The 14,249-nt window shown below is 46.7% G+C and carries 12 protein-coding genes and 1 riboswitch; of the genes, 11 read left to right on the forward strand and 1 reads right to left on the reverse strand.

All coding sequences use genetic code 11. The features are described from left to right. The first annotated feature begins 10 nt into the window (after window positions 1–10). From EGM68_RS06275 to EGM68_RS06300, 6 genes are all read left to right on the forward strand, one after another. Complete coding sequence (locus EGM68_RS06275) at window positions 11–1,111, forward strand: glycosyltransferase (protein ID WP_013369824.1); 1,101 nt, start codon at window positions 11–13, stop codon at window positions 1,109–1,111. Between the two features lie 5 nt (window positions 1,112–1,116). Next, complete coding sequence (locus EGM68_RS06280) at window positions 1,117–2,445, forward strand: UDP-glucose dehydrogenase family protein (RefSeq protein WP_129548845.1); 1,329 nt, start codon at window positions 1,117–1,119, stop codon at window positions 2,443–2,445. Between the two features lie 747 nt (window positions 2,446–3,192). Continuing rightward, complete coding sequence (locus EGM68_RS06285) at window positions 3,193–4,569, forward strand: sugar phosphate nucleotidyltransferase (RefSeq protein WP_013369826.1); 1,377 nt, start codon at window positions 3,193–3,195, stop codon at window positions 4,567–4,569. 155 nt (window positions 4,570–4,724) lie between these two features. Beyond that, window positions 4,725–4,806, forward strand: a riboswitch (cyclic di-GMP riboswitch). Between the two features lie 13 nt (window positions 4,807–4,819). After that, window positions 4,820–6,421 carry a glycosyl hydrolase gene (locus EGM68_RS06290; RefSeq protein ID WP_013369827.1) on the forward strand — a complete coding sequence of 534 codons (1,602 nt, stop codon included), beginning with the start codon at window positions 4,820–4,822 and terminating at the stop codon, window positions 6,419–6,421. A 48-nt stretch (window positions 6,422–6,469) separates the two neighbouring features. After that, window positions 6,470–8,764 carry a hypothetical protein gene (locus tag EGM68_RS06295; RefSeq protein ID WP_129548846.1) on the forward strand — a complete coding sequence of 765 codons (2,295 nt, stop codon included), beginning with the start codon at window positions 6,470–6,472 and terminating at the stop codon, window positions 8,762–8,764. 309 nt (window positions 8,765–9,073) lie between these two features. Next, entirely contained in the window at window positions 9,074–9,256 is a 183-nt protein-coding gene (locus tag EGM68_RS06300) for a hypothetical protein (RefSeq protein WP_013369830.1), read from the forward strand. A gap of 51 nt (window positions 9,257–9,307) precedes the next feature. Here EGM68_RS06300 and EGM68_RS06305 read toward each other — a convergent pair whose 3' ends face one another. Further along, window positions 9,308–9,676, reverse strand: a complete 369-nt coding sequence (locus tag EGM68_RS06305; RefSeq protein ID WP_129548847.1) for a helix-turn-helix domain-containing protein — start codon at window positions 9,674–9,676, stop codon at window positions 9,308–9,310. Window positions 9,677–10,004: 328 nt separating this feature from the next. On the opposite strand from EGM68_RS06305, the gene EGM68_RS06310 reads away from it, so the two are divergent. The 5 genes from EGM68_RS06310 (at window position 10,005) to gmd (ending at window position 14,177) form a co-directional block, all read left to right on the forward strand. Continuing rightward, on the forward strand, window positions 10,005–10,754 hold the full coding sequence (locus tag EGM68_RS06310) for a YveK family protein (protein ID WP_129548848.1): 750 nt from the start codon (window positions 10,005–10,007) through the stop codon (window positions 10,752–10,754). Then, entirely contained in the window at window positions 10,735–11,412 is a 678-nt protein-coding gene (locus EGM68_RS06315) for a CpsD/CapB family tyrosine-protein kinase (protein ID WP_025678062.1), read from the forward strand. The genes EGM68_RS06310 and EGM68_RS06315 overlap by 20 nt, the downstream gene beginning before the upstream one ends. Window positions 11,413–11,496: 84 nt before the next feature. Beyond that, the gene (locus EGM68_RS06320; RefSeq protein ID WP_129548849.1) at window positions 11,497–12,195 is read left to right on the forward strand and encodes a sugar transferase; all 699 of its coding nucleotides are present in this window, start codon (window positions 11,497–11,499) and stop codon (window positions 12,193–12,195) included. A gap of 33 nt (window positions 12,196–12,228) precedes the next feature. Continuing rightward, window positions 12,229–13,167, forward strand: coding sequence for a GDP-L-fucose synthase family protein (locus EGM68_RS06325; protein WP_129548850.1), 939 nt, complete (start codon window positions 12,229–12,231; stop codon window positions 13,165–13,167). A gap of 20 nt (window positions 13,168–13,187) precedes the next feature. Further along, window positions 13,188–14,177: a GDP-mannose 4,6-dehydratase gene (gene gmd, locus EGM68_RS06330; protein ID WP_064962382.1), complete on the forward strand. Its 990-nt coding sequence runs from the start codon at window positions 13,188–13,190 to the stop codon at window positions 14,175–14,177. Window positions 14,178–14,249 lie beyond the last annotated feature (72 nt).

Below are 14,249 nucleotides of genomic sequence, written 5' to 3' on the forward strand. Positions count from 1 at the left end.
GATGATTCAGATGAAAATAGCGATAGCACATGATTACTTAATCCAAATGGGCGGAGCGGAAAGGGTAGTAGAGGTATTCCATGATATGTATCCGGAGGCTCCCATCTTCACAACGGTGTTCAGCGACGAGCGTCTGTCGCGCAACTTGAAGGATGCGGATATTAGAGCCACTTGGCTACAAAACATCCCAGGAGTGAAGGCCAACTTCAAAGGAGTGCTGCCGCTGTATCCCATCGCTATCCGTGATTTTGATTTTAGGGATTTCGACATTGTTTTAAGCTCTAGCAGCGCATTTATGAAAAGCATCCAGGTACCCAAACATACGTTTCACATTTGTTACTGTCACACACCGATGCGGTTTGCCTGGGATTACGATACATATATGGCCCGGCAGTCCAAATCCAACCTGCTCAAAAATATGCTAAAGCTGTACATGAACAGGCTGAAAACATGGGATGCCAAAACTTCTCGCAACGTAGACCAGTTTGTCGCCAATTCTTCCGTCGTCAAGCGGAGAATTCTGCACTATTACCAACGGGAGGCAGATGTTATTTTTCCTCCTATCAATACATCCCGTTTTAAACGTGCTACAAGCATCGGTGACTATTATCTGATCGTATCTCGTTTGGTGTCCTACAAGCGCATTGATCTCGCGATTGAGGCATTCAAACGTAACGGTCTTAAGTTACGCATCGTTGGCGAAGGACCGGATCGTAAACGACTCGAAGCCATGGCTGCCCCGAACATTGAGTTCCTCGGCAGGCTTGAAGACGAAGAGGTTAACAAGCTGATGGCCGAATGCCGGGCACTTGTCTTTCCGGGGGAAGAGGACTTTGGTATTACGCCTTTGGAGGCGAATGCGGCCGGACGGCCCGTTATCGCTTTTCAGGGTGGGGGAGCGCTGGATACGATTGTTCCTCATGTGAACGGCGTATTTTTCCGCAAGCATCAAGTAGACGATGTGCTAGAGGCCGTCGCAAAGGTTGAGCAACATGCATGGAATGTGGACGATATCATTACCCATGCCCGCAAATTTGATGAAGATAACTTCAAGGATCAATTGAAAAAGTATGTAGAACAAGCCTATGTGAACTTTCTAAAAGGAGGATGAACGGAATGAAACTGGCTGTAATCGGTACTGGATACGTTGGACTCGTCTCGGGTGTATGTTTTGCGCAAAAAGGTAATGAGGTAATTTGTGTCGATCTGGAACAGTACAAAATCGATATGTTGAACCGTGCGGAATCTCCGATTTATGAACCAGGTATTGAGGAATTGATCGCGTTGAATCTGGAAGCTGGCCGTTTAGAGTTCACCTCGGATTTGGCCGATGCGGTACGTCGCTCGGATATCGTCATTTTAGCGGTAGGTACGCCTTCACTGGCTAACGGCGAGGCGAATTTGTCCTACATTGAACAGGCGGCCGCCGATGTCGGGAAAGCCATGAACGGGTACAAGATTATTATGACTAAGAGTACCGTACCTGTCGGAACGAACGAAAAGATTAAGGACGTAGTGGCTCGTCATACGAGTTTGTCTTTTGATATTGTATCCGCGCCGGAGTTCCTGAGAGAAGGCTCAGCCATCAATGATACGCTTCATCCAGATCGCGTCATTATTGGTTTGGACAATACAGGTTTGCGTGAAACAATGGTCACTCTGCATCAGGTATTCACGGATAAAATCTATGTGACGGATATCCGCAGTGCTGAAATGATCAAATATGCCTCCAATGCGTTCCTGGCAACTAAAATTTCGTTTATTAACGAGATTGCTAATATTTGTGAAAAGGTTGGCGCGGACGTTACCTGTGTGGCTGAAGGTATGGGCATGGACAAACGGATTGGTTCCTCTTTCCTGCAAGCAGGGATCGGATACGGGGGCTCTTGCTTCCCGAAAGATACGAATGCGCTCATCCAAATTGCGGGTAATGTAGACTATGAATTTAAGTTGTTAAAATCGGTGGTCGAGGTGAATACCGACCAGCGCTTTATGATTGTATCCAAGCTGCGTGAATCGCTGGGTCAGCTAAACGGCGTATCGATTGGCATTTGGGGCCTCGCCTTCAAGCCCAATACAGATGATATCCGCGAAGCTCCAGCACTGGAAATCGTAGAAACGCTCATTCAGGCAGGTGCTATTGTCAAGCTGTATGATCCCATTGCGATGGATAAATTCAAGGAGCGCGTAGATCACCCGAATATTATATGGTGCTCCTCCCCGCAGCAAGCCGCCGAAAGAAGCGATGCTGTGTGCCTGCTGACGGATTGGGAAGAGTTCGAAGAAGTTGATCTCGTGCAATTGGGCTCCATTCTACACAAGCCAGTTCTGATTGACGGTCGCAACGTATTCACCGAGGAACAGATCCAAGGCTCTGGGCTGGAATACTACTCCGTGGGTCGTCCGCGGATGAGTGGGTGGAACAGAGATAAAGTGGAAGTTTAAAAGTGACAGATTAAAAAGTGACTGTGGTGATGTGGGAGGCGCTGAAGGCGCTGCGCGTGCAGATTGTTCTTCCGATTGCTGTTACCCCCGGATTTTCTGGATTGTATTAAACATTCAAAGGTTAAAATCCGGGGATAAAGGCAAACGCTGACGCTTCTTCAGAACAATTCTGCCCGCTCCGCTGCTTTTGCCGCACCAAGTCACGATGTTTAATCTCCCACCTTATGGGATGGGAGTAGAAGGGCGTATCAGAAGGAGCGGCATAGTTGAGCCGCTCCTTCCGATTAAGGCGCTATACGCTGTACCGCGGCGCTCCCTGCGGAGCAAGCCTCATGCGGATACGCTATGCTGCTCCTGTAGAGCAAAAACGCCATTGCGGTAGTCGACGAAGGCAATCTTGGCAAGGCGTTACGAAACCTCGATTACTAGAAGCTTGTAAGCACAGCGGGCAAGGCCCGAAAGCGTGAGATTTTTACAGGCTGACCGGACTTAATAATGTCCGGTCGTGCCTTTTGCACCACAAGGTATGATCGATATGATGCATTTTTTGAGTAGCGCAGGAATGGATTTGAATCTGGAGAAGCGATAGCGTTCGCCTTTGGACCGGGATTCAAACCTTGATACGATTTTATACAATCGAATGAATCCCGGTCCAACAGCGATCGTAAGATCAAATCGAGCCCGTAGCGGGTCACTCAACCTTGCCCCATTCGATCACCAACCAATATAGAGAGGAAGTGGAGATTTATGAAGCTCGTACTTTTGTCTGGTGGTTCCGGTAAAAGATTATGGCCGTTATCCAACGATTCCCGTTCCAAACAATTTTTGAAGGTCCTGGAGAGCCCGGAAGGGATTTCGGAATCCATGGTACAGCGGGTATGGAGACAATTGGGAGACAACGGATTATCCGAATCCTCGTTTATTGCGACAGGGAGAGCGCAGGTCGAAATGATCCAGAGTCAGATCGGTTCGAATACGCGCATCATTGTTGAGCCGGAACGCAGAGATACCTTTCCTGCGATTGCGCTGACAGCGACTTATCTATATTCCATTGCGGGTGTTTCGCCTGATGAAATTATAGCTATATTGCCTGTAGATCCTTATGTAGAGGATGCTTTCTTTGCTTCCGTAGCCCAACTCGAACATACACTTCAGGAGAGTGAAGGAAAGCTTGCACTAATCGGGGTTGTCCCTTCCTATCCTTCAGAGAAATACGGTTATATTATTCCGAAAAACGATGCCACTCAAGGTAGCACAGGCTACCGCGAAGTGAGCCATTTTCAAGAGAAACCCGACCGGGAGCAGGCGGAGCGTCTAATGGAACGCAATGCTCTATGGAACTGCGGGGTTTTTGCATTCAAATTAAGCTATTTGCTGGATATTTTGGCATCCAAGGGCCTGCCGCTGAATTATGAAGAAATGCAAAAACAATATGCGTCTCTGGAAAAAATCAGCTTTGACTACGAAGTAGTCGAGAAGGAAAAAGACATCGTGGTGCTTCCGTACGATGGTTTTTGGAAGGATCTAGGAACCTGGAATACACTCACAGAAGAGATGTCTCATCAGCAAGTGGGTAGAGGGGTAGTAACGGAAGATTGCGTCAATACGAGTCTTATTAATGAGTTGGACATTCCTGTGGCGATCATTGGAACGAATGATCTGATTGTAGCCGCTAGCCCAGATGGCATTCTTGTGACCAATAAGGCAGAAAGTCCACGCATCAAGGAAGTGCTCAAGGCTCATGATCAGCGTCCAATGTATGAAGAACGTCGTTGGGGACAGTATCGGGTTGTAGACTATGTAAAGTATGACGAGGGTAATGAGGTACTGACCAAACGAATCCGCGTACACAAAGGTAAAAATATCAGCTACCAGCTTCACTTCAAACGAAGTGAAATCTGGACCATTATTAGCGGCGAAGCGGAAATTATTTTGAATGAGAAGCTGCATAAAGTAAAGGCCGGTGACGTAGTTCGCATCCCTGAAGGGACGAAGCATAGCATTTTGGCTGTAACCGATGTGGATTTGATTGAAGTTCAGACTGGCTCTGAGTTGGTTGAAGAGGATATTGTACGCTTTTGTATGGATTGGAATGAAATTTCTCGTCATCAATTTATCTCGTAATTATTTGCGTAAAAACGTAAAAAAGAAGATTTGATGAAAAATAATGGCCCAAACTGTCGAAATTGGGCGAAAACCTGTAAATTCATGAACATGACCTATTAAATTTTGGTAAAAAAAAGTCGATACTTAGGGTAAGAAGGAATCCAAACTCCTTCCAACGATAAACGCAGCCCTGTCGAAAGACTGGTACGCAAAGCTAAAGGGCCTTCCCGTAAGGATGGCAGCCTGGCTACCGAAAGGAAGAGCTAAAGTGAGATTCAATTTTATTCCTCTGTATCGACTGATACGTCATGTACTCCCCGTTGTTATACTTTTTTCTTTGTTTCCCGTCGGCTTTGGTGATTCTCTGTCTGTGGTGAATGCCGCTTCATTACAACCTGTTAATTCGGACGCTTCTACTCAGGCCCGTGAACTATACAATTATTTACTCAGCATCTCTGGAAAGAAAACAGTCACTGGTCAGCATGATTATTTGGAAAGTCCAGATGAATTAAGCAACAAGGTCCAAAAAATCAGCCAGGCGTATGTGGGTTTGCACGGCTATGAGATGGGAGCCATCTCTGGTCAATCCGACACTACAGAAGCAGCACAACGTAAAAATGTCGTCGATAGCGCTATTCGTTGGAGCAGAGCTGGTGGCATTGTGACGATGACTTTTCATGAAGCGTTGCCGGGTAGACCGCTGACTTGGGCCAATGTGCAGGCGAAAGTAAGTCAGGCGGAGTTCAATAAATACGTGACACCAGGCACTACGCAGTATAACCTCTTCATTGCCGATCTGGATAAGGTCGCTGTATCGTTAAAGCAGCTTCGTGATGCAGGTGTTCCAGTATTGTGGAGACCTTATCATGAAATGAATGGTGACTGGTTCTGGTGGGGAAACAAAAACAATTTCAATCAGCTATGGAATATCATGTACGACCGTTTTGTAAACACGCATCAGTTGAACAATCTGCTGTGGGTGTGGAGTCCCAATGCTCCCAATTCCTACACTGTCCCGTATACCCCGAAATATCCGGGGGATGACAAAGTGGATATTTTGGCAGTAGACATCTACAACAATGATTTTAAGCAAAGTCATTATGAAGGACTGCTCGGGTTGGCACGGAATAAGCCGATTGCCATTGGCGAGCATGGTGAGATGCCTAGCTCTGAGGTGTTGCAGGCACAGCCCAAATGGGTGTATTCCATGACTTGGGGCAAGATGCTGACTGAGAATAACACAACCAATCAAATACAGGATTATATGAACGATTCGAGGAGTTTGACACGGGATGATGTGAAAAATGGGCTGGCAGCAATCCAACAACCTGGGGCAGATGTGCCGACTTTACCGGATGAGGGACAAAGTGAGCCTATCCCGGTTCCGCCAGTAGTAATCGTACCCCCAGCTCCGACTCCTCCTTCTGTTCCTGATGTAGTATATGTGAACGGGCTGCGGGGCGAATATTTTAACAATATGAATGTGAACGGCAGTCCTGTTTTGATCCGTACAGACAGCAAGCTGGATTATAACTGGCGCGCCGTTGCTGCTGATCCTAAGGTAAATGCCGACCAGTTCTCGGTTCGCTGGACAGGTAAAATCAAACCACAATACAGCGAGACCTATACATTTACAACTATATCCGATGATGGTATTCGCGTATGGGTAGACGGCAAGCTGGTGATTGACAGTTGGTTCAAACAAAGCTGGACAGAGCGTAAAGGCAGTATTGCTTTGGAAGCAGGTAAAATGGTAGATCTAAAAGTGGAATACTATGATGAAAAAGGCGATGCGATGGCTCGTCTGATGTGGGAAAGTCAGCATGAAGCGAAAGCGGTGGTTCCCGGAAACGCTTTGTTTCTTCCTTGATAGATACTCTTTCCCGGTCATAAATTTTGAGGAGAGAGGGTGTATCATATGATGAAAAAATGGTTGACCCATAGGTATACGGTCGTATTATCCGGATTACTAGGTGTCGCAGCTCTAGCCATGATCGCTTGGTTTATATACACGCCTTCAAAAAGTGCAGAATTGCAGACGGATAAGGTAGCGGCGGCCAGTCCAGTATGGAAGCTGGGCCAGAGGGATGACTCTTCAGCGGAATTTAAAGGAGTGGTCGGTAGGGATAATATCGAAATTTCTGGAGCAGCAGCTTCTACTGAATCCTCTGCTAAAGGAACATTCTCGGCGTTGTCGGAAGCAGAGAGTACAACAGTTCCGGTATTGCTCAGCAGTGGTGATATTCCTCCAGGTTTGAATGCATCCACGAATCCAGAACTGTCACTTCAGTATAAACTGAATCAGGTTCCTCCCAATGGTATGATATTCCGTGTTCGGATTTTGGATGCGGGCAAAGCGGTGCCGCAGATGGCTGTCTTTTCAAATCACCAGCTGTCTGGAATTATTCAGATTGCCGGGGTATCCGGTACTGGGAGTACCTATAACTTCAAAAATAACTACGAGCTGTATATCCCCAAAGAACAATTGCAAAGCGGTGTTAACGTACTCAAGCTAAAGACAGCGCGCTGCCTATACTGCTCCTCTGCAGAAGATAAAAATGTGTGGTGGACTTGGGATGACTTGAGCTTGGAGACGTTAGCTTCCCCTGCGGCCGAACCAGTACATGGGAAATATATACTGACCGGTACGAATGTGAATAATAAAGAATTTTATTATGATCAGGGTGCAGTTAAGCATCTACCTTTCGTTCTCAAATGGCTGGGAATTGCTTATAGTGGCAACGTCATGAGGGTAACTTGTGCCAGTAATGTAGGCAAGGCATGCACAGATGTGGATGATTACTATCAAACGTTAAAGCAGTATAATATGCAATCGTCTGCTTTGTATCTATACACAGGTGATATCAAGCTGCAAAAAGATGGTACTCTGCCAGAGACGGCCAAGCAAAAGTTGCGTGATTATGTAAAAAAATACGGTTCATACCTTCAATATTATGAAGTAGATAACGAACCTGGATTGTTTAACCGTTCTAAGGCGGTAGACCTGGCTGTGGCTAAGTGGTTGAATACGGAAGGCAAGCAATTGGCACCGCATCTCAAAACCGTAGCGCCGGGTTGGGCTTACTGGCCGACATACTCTACCAAGGCGTGCAAAAATCAAACCGGAGGTACGCAAAAATGCGGTGATCCGGATGGATGGGAACGGGACCCGGCGCAGCGTAAACAGCTGGAAGAAGTCACCGACCTGACCAACGGACATGCCTACGGTGAATCGTATAATGAAGAGGGCGGGGGCAGCTTCGTTCAGAATTTGAAAACCTTCGGTGGTTCGAGCAACGGACTGGCGAAAAAGATGCTAAACACGGAGTTTGGTACTAACGATACGCATCGAGACAATCCTGATTACGGGGCTAGTCAGCCACAAGCAGCTGCATTCGATCGGATTATGCGATCGCAAATCGGGTTTGCCGATATGTTTATCCAGCACGCTGCTTTTTATAAGGATTATACGCTGTTTAAAACGGGCTTTGATCTGCAAAGTCACAACCCGGCTAACACGGAAATTTATCCGTTTGGGCAAGGACAGGACACTCGCGTTAAGATCATGAGACGCTTGAGTCTAGCGTATGCTACGCATGGTAAACCGCTGACTTATACCATACTGAATCCAGAGGAGACGAAGGATAAGATGGTCTATGTTCGCGCGGTGGATACATCCAAGCTTAAACCACTGGCAGGTAGCGGCGCTACCTCGAACAAATTGCTGGTGAACCTAGTGAATTTTGAATCCACAACGCAGACCGTTCGTGTGCGGGTGACGATGCCGAAAGCTGGTTTGTACACGGGGGAACGGTTTGGAGCGGGTTCCACCTACACTCAGGCGCAGCGTTCCATATCAGGGCTCAAGGCTTCTCCTGCCCTTGATTTTGAAGAAAAGCTGGGTCCTGGCGAATCGGTACAATATATTTTGGAACTAAAAAGTACAGATCAAACCACGGCCTCTGCCCCAACAGAGGTAAAAGCAGCCTCAATTCAGGATGGGGCGGTAAAGATTAATTGGCTTCAAGCAGAAGGCATATCATCCTATGATGTGCTGCGTGCTGACCGTACAGACGGTGCCTATCAGGTGATTGCCTCGCAAGTAGAAGGAAGCACGTATACGGACCGCACCGTAAAAGCTGGAAGTCATTACGTCTACAAAGTCCGAGCGACCGGAGGTACTCAGGTTTCTCAGGCAGCCGAGGTTGCTTAGTTACACCGGAATGCATATAGGACCTTACCTCATGAATATCTAACATCATTCCGAAAGAAAGCAAAAAAGAACCTATCAGGAGAAAATAGGACCTGACAGGTTCTTTTTTATTTGTAAATCGTTCTGAATTGATAATACTTTACGTATAATGGAGAAAAAAATAAGAAAATCCTTTTATATTCTCGTCATAAGACGACAACATTGTAGGTATGTATTCATATATAATAGTTTTGTTCATGACTATACATACATGGTTTGTAGGGAATTTCTTTCCGGTGACCAAGACTAATAAAGTGAGGTTAGTGCTGAATGAACAAGGAAACAGAATTAGGGGGGAATGGCCCTCTTCTTCGAGACAACGCACGGAAAGCAGGCAAAGCAGCCATCCACTTGGACATCCGGAACATTTTGCTCCAATGTGGGATCACGACACCAGAATGGCTGGAGGGCGATGCTGATAGAACGAAGTACCGGAAAGACAAGCGCGTGTAATTTTCAGTTGCTGGTCCTACTTGAGCAAAACATCAAGCAGCGGCGCGTTCCTTATTCCATCATTCGTTCCATTCGAACAAACGCGATAAAACGTTTGGCTTCTTCCTCAGACAAGGTGCGTCCGTCAATCGTCAGGTTAAAACGTTGCAGGATACCCTCGTCGGACAGTTCAAGCTGATCCACAAATTCCCTCACATCTGAATCTAATATTGCTGTCGGGTGGCTCGTACGTCCCACCAAATAATCGATGGTTACCTCGAAAATATCAGCGAGCTTAGTCAGGGTCTCAAAGTCTGGCTTGCGTCTATTTTTTTCATAGTGAGAAAGAGCCGCCCGCGTAATTCCGAGGGATTGCGCTAATTCCTCTTGTTTTAGTCCCTTATGTTCTCGTAATTCAGCGATGCGGGTTCCATAATTCATCTGTTTTTCCTCCTGAAGGCAAGGTTAAGAGAGGTAAGAAAAGTAATTTTGCGCTTGACAAGATACAATTTGTATCATAAATTAATTATGTAAGTTACATAACGTATCTGTATTTCATAGTTTTCACTGATATCTTCATTTATATACCCTTAAGAGGCCAACGATGATTGAGCATTTTGTGCTTATTCGCTGGCTAGACCTTCTATGCGCTATTATACAACATTTTACTATAGATTAGAGGGTCATGCATCGTTCTTTTCCCCGTCATGCAGAGGATCAGTACAAGCGTTATTCATCGAAAACAAGTCAAGCAGGGAGGACTGGTCTTGTGCAGTTGAAAGAGTACATCCGTTTGATCCGCAAAAGAATGTGGTTGATTGGTAGCATTGTACTGCTGGTGTGTACTGTAGTAGGCATAAAAAATGTATATTTTACCCCGCAGGTTTATGAAGCTACTGCCAAGCTCATTATTAACCAGACACCACGACCGGATCGTGCAGGTGTCGTCGATTACAGTGTGGTGCAAACCAACATAGCCTTAACGAACTCCTATAAACAAATTATGATCTCCTCGGCGATTATGGATCAGGTGGTCGCCAGCTTCCCCGATCTTAAGGTTACTCCGTCAGCTTTGGCGCAAAAATTGAGAGTGAACACCGCAGGTGATTCACAGGTCATGGATGTAACAGTCCGCGACTTGTCGTATACAAAGGCTGTGAAAACCGTCAATGCGGTAGCCAAAGTATTCAAACGGCAAATCCCCTCTATCATGAAAATGGACAATGTCACCATCCTAAGCGAAGCCAGTTTGAATGATCCAGCAGTTCCTGTGAACAATAATCCCGCTATACAGGTTATTATTGCATTTGCCATTTCTTTATTGCTGGGGATAGGCTTGGCGTTTTTGCTGGAGGTATTGGATGATACATTTAAAAATGAGGAAGATGTTGAAAAAGAGCTCGGCCTGCCTACCTTATCCCTGATTTCAAAAATGAAAAAAGAGGATAGACGCTCTGACAGCTCTACTACAACTCCTAAACAGGTAGGTGAGGGACAATATGCCGCGATTAATCAATAATCAGCTCGTTACATCCTTACATGCTCAGTCTTCCGTTTCGGAGGAGTACCGCATGCTTCGCACTAACATCCAGTTTTCTTCTATAGACGAGCCGATTGAGGTGATGATGGTGGCGTCCGCTCAGGCGGGTGAAGGCAGAACAGTCACGATTAGCAATTTGGCTGTAACCTATGCGCAAGAAGGAAAAAAGGTGCTGGTTATGGACATGGATTTGCGCCGGTCCTCCTTGCATCATATGTTTGGTTTGCGCAATCATACAGGGCTGACACGGGTACTTGCCAATCAACAGACATGGCAGGATGTGGTTCAGGAAACCGGGATTGATCATTTGCATGCGATCACGGCTGGACCGAATCCACCCAATCCGTCCGAGATGCTCAGTTCCCGTAGAATGAAGGCTCTACTAGTTGAGCTCAAAGAACATTATGATGTGATTCTGATGGATACGCCACCCCTGCTGTCTTTTCCGGATGGCCTCATTGTAAGTGCCATGTGTGATGGTGTCATTTTGGTAGTGCAGGCAGGGAAGGTCAAAAAGGATGTCGTTAAGAAGGCGAAGGCAAATTTGGAAAGAGTAAAGGCGCGCATTTTGGGTGTAGTGCTCAATAACGTGAAGCGCCGCGCCGAGCGTGGTATGGAGGAACGCAATCTGACATGAATAAATCGGGGGAAATAAGAGTATATAAGATTCTTTTAACAATGGATAAATAATATTTATCAATAAAGAGTGAGGTGATGAGACGTGTCTTCTTCCCGCTCGAACGAGGCCAAAGTGCTGAGCGCGTCAGTGGATGTATATTCGGTCGCTCATGGGCTTGAACGACGACAAGGATGGAGCGTATATCCGTTCGTGAAGCGAAGTATGGACATTATACTGTCTTTTATTGGAATCATCGTACTGTGCCCGGTATTTCTGCTCGTCATTTTGTTGATCAAGCTGGAGGACCCCAAAGGAAGTGCATTATTTTATCAAATCCGTATTGGTAAACATGAGCGACCGTTTCGCATGATCAAATTTCGTTCCATGGTGTCTGATGCCGAGGCCAGATTGTCTGCATTGCTGGTGGAAAATGAAATTGAGGGTGCGATGTTCAAAATGCGGGACGATCCCCGAATTACCCGTGTGGGCCGCTTTCTTCGCAGAACGAGCATCGACGAACTACCGCAACTCTTCAATGTACTGCGTGGGCATATGAGCCTTGTAGGACCCAGACCCCCATTGCCAAGAGAAGTTCATGATTACACCATGAGGGATAAGCTGCGTCTGACGGTCACACCGGGCTGCACCGGACTATGGCAGATCAGCGGTCGTAATCATCTAAGCTTTGACCAGATGGTAGAACTGGATTTGGAGTACATATCTAGACGCAGCTTCCGCACGGATATGATCATCATGCTGAAAACATTCCGTGTGCTGCTGGGCTCCAAGGATGCATATTAAAGTCATTTTAACAAAGAGGGGTAGGAGAGAAGGATGGAGCTTCATTCCAACATTTATGTAGCAGGGCACAATGGACTGGTAGGTTCCGCTATTGTCCGAGCGCTTCAGAAAGCGGGATATCGTCATATTATTACTCGCACAAGCCGTGAACTGGATCTGCGCAATAAAGAGGCCGTAGATCATTTTTTTGATACAGAGCCCGTGGATTATGTATTTCTGGCAGCAGCCAAGGTGGGCGGGATTTTGGCGAATAACGAATATCCGGCTGATTTTATCCGTGACAATCTGCTTATACAAACCAATGTGATTGATGCGGCATACCGGAAGAATGTAAGCAAGCTGTTATTCCTAGGCTCTACATGTATCTATCCCAAATTTGCTCCACAGCCGTTGCGAGAAGAATATCTGCTTACAGGTGAGCTTGAGCCTACCAACGAGGCCTATGCGGTTGCTAAAATTGCCGGGATTACAATGTGTCAGTCCTACAACCGTCAGTATGGAACCCGTTTTATTTCGGTGATGCCTACGAATTTATATGGTCCGGGCGACAATTTTGATCTCCAAACCTCTCATGTGCTACCTGCGCTGATCCGCAAGTTTCATGAGGCTAAGCTGAATCAATCTCCGACTGTAGAAGTATGGGGCTCCGGTACGCCTCGGCGAGAATTTCTTCATTCGGATGATTTGGCTGATGCCTGTCTATTCCTGATGAATAACTATGAGGGAAATGAGATTGTAAATATTGGTGTGGGTGAGGATATTTCCATCCGTGAGCTAGCTGAACGAGTCAAAAATGTAGTCGGCTATGAGGGCGAAATTACTTTTAATACTTCCGTTCCTGACGGAACGCCGCGCAAGTTGGTAGATGTATCTCGGATTTCCGGGCTGGGCTGGTCGGCGCGTATTTCACTAGAAGAAGGATTAAGGTCTGTATACCAGGCATTTCAAAGTCTGAATCTGGTTGAACAATAAATAACGGTGGGGGAATTGGAATGAAAAAAGCGCTGATCACTGGGATTACCGGACAAGATGGGTCTTATCTGGCTGAGTTGCTGCTGTCCAAGGATTATGAGGTGTACGGGGTGCGCAGACGAACCAGCACACCGAACTTTGAAAATGTAGCGCATATCCAGAATGACATTCACTGGCTTTCTGGTGATATGACCGATCTGGCTTCGCTGATCGAAGCCGTCCGTCAGTCCAACCCGGATGAAGTCTACAACTTGGCTGCTCAATCCTTTGTAGCGGCCTCATGGCCGCAGCCCTTGGCTACAGGGCAAATTACAGCATTATCTGTCACCAATATGCTGGAGGCCGTTCGACTTGCCAAGCCGGAGGCGCGCTTTTATCAGGCTTCAAGCAGCGAGATGTTCGGTAAGGTACTGGAGACGCCGCAGACAGAAATGACCCCGTTTTACCCACGTAGTCCTTATGGTGTCGCCAAGGTGTACGGCCATTGGATTACAGTCAACTACCGCGAAAGCTTTGATATGTTTGCTTGCTCCGGTATTTTGTTCAATCACGAATCGCCCCGCCGAGGGTTGGAGTTTGTAACACGCAAAGTGTCGGATGCAGTAGCTCGTATCAAGCTGGGATTGCAGCAGGAGCTGCGTATGGGGAATTTGGATTCCCTGCGAGACTGGGGTTTTGCAGGGGATTATGTAAAGGCGATGTGGCTGATGCTTCAGCAGGATCGACCAGATGATTACGTGATTTCCACGGGAGAAATGCATTCTGTGCGTGAACTGCTGCAAATTGCTTTTTCTCATGTAGGTTTAAATTACGAGGATTACGTCGTGATTGATCCGCAATTTGTTCGACCGGCAGAGGTAGATCTATTGCTTGGCGATTGTGCCAAGGCGAAGGAAAAGCTGGGCTGGCGATTGGAAGTCGGCTTCGAGCAGCTTGTTCGTATGATGGTGGATGCAGACTTGGAGCGTGTAAAAAGGCAGGCTGCAGTCGAAGCTTCTGTCGTCGTGTAAGAGGTGGAGAGGCCACCCGCCTGGCCGGGGGGTCTCTTCGTTGTACATGATTTCAGCTGTATGACAGCTCAA

It is taken from the genome of Paenibacillus sp. M-152, from assembly GCF_003856555.1.
Taxonomy (GTDB): domain Bacteria; phylum Bacillota; class Bacilli; order Paenibacillales; family Paenibacillaceae; genus Paenibacillus; species Paenibacillus polymyxa_C.

Bases quoted from the DNA above. Each gene is read 5' to 3' on its own strand.
- EGM68_RS06280 (WP_129548845.1), top strand. From the start codon at position 1,117: ATGAAACTGGCTGTAATCGGTACTGGATACGTTGGACTCGTCTCGGGT.
- EGM68_RS06285 (WP_013369826.1), top strand. From the start codon at position 3,193: ATGAAGCTCGTACTTTTGTCTGGTGGTTCCGGTAAAAGATTATGGCCG.
- EGM68_RS06325 (WP_129548850.1), top strand. From the start codon at position 12,229: ATGGAGCTTCATTCCAACATTTATGTAGCAGGGCACAATGGACTGGTA.
- EGM68_RS06315 (WP_025678062.1), top strand. From the start codon at position 10,735: ATGCCGCGATTAATCAATAATCAGCTCGTTACATCCTTACATGCTCAG.
- EGM68_RS06305 (WP_129548847.1), bottom strand. From the start codon at position 9,676: ATGAATTATGGAACCCGCATCGCTGAATTACGAGAACATAAGGGACTA.
- EGM68_RS06300 (WP_013369830.1), top strand. From the start codon at position 9,074: ATGAACAAGGAAACAGAATTAGGGGGGAATGGCCCTCTTCTTCGAGAC.
- EGM68_RS06275 (WP_013369824.1), top strand. From the start codon at position 11: ATGAAAATAGCGATAGCACATGATTACTTAATCCAAATGGGCGGAGCG.
- gmd (WP_064962382.1), top strand. From the start codon at position 13,188: ATGAAAAAAGCGCTGATCACTGGGATTACCGGACAAGATGGGTCTTAT.
- EGM68_RS06295 (WP_129548846.1), top strand. From the start codon at position 6,470: ATGATGAAAAAATGGTTGACCCATAGGTATACGGTCGTATTATCCGGA.